1 pseudogene is annotated in these 540 nt (G+C 63.3%); it reads right to left on the bottom strand.

Annotation, left to right across the window (positions count from 1 at the left end):
* Positions 1–540: pseudogene (locus D1614_RS28745) on the bottom strand (molybdopterin-dependent oxidoreductase); the annotation flags it as partial.

Genomic DNA, 540 nt, shown 5'->3' with positions numbered 1-540 from the left:
GTTTGCGAGTTGGGCGCGTGACCCCAGTAGAAAACGGCGCGGACGTTGTTGTCCTGATCGATCAGGTCGTTCTTTTCAAGCACCGCATCGGCCCAGCGCGAGACGGTGGTGCCCGACTTTTCCATCATCGCCTGCGAGGCGAAGCGGCCCTTGATCCACTCGTAATCCACACCCCATACGTTGGCGAAGTGTTTCCACGCCCCGGCAGCCAGGCCGTAGTAGCCAGGCAACGAATCGGGGTTCGGGCCCACGTCGGTGGCACCCTGCACATTGTCGTGGCCGCGGAAGATGTTGGCGCCACCGCCCGACTTGCCGATATTGCCCAAGGCCAATTGCACGATGCACGAGGCGCGCACGATGGCGTTGCCGATGGTGTGCTGCGTCTGGCCCATGCACCACACCAGCGTGCTCGGGCGGTTCATCGCCATCATCTCGGCGACCTTGTGGACCTGTGCTTCCGGCACGCCGCACACCTCTTCGACCTTGTCCGGCGTCCACTTGGCGAGCACTTCGTCGCGCACCTTGTCCATGCCGTAGACG

Origin of the sequence: Maribellus luteus, assembly GCF_003576475.1 — a bacterium.
GTDB classification, from domain to species: Bacteria; Bacteroidota; Bacteroidia; order Bacteroidales; family Prolixibacteraceae; genus Draconibacterium; species Draconibacterium luteum.
The sequence above is the reverse complement of the archived record's forward strand: the minus strand, read 5'-3'. Positions and strand labels throughout refer to the sequence as shown.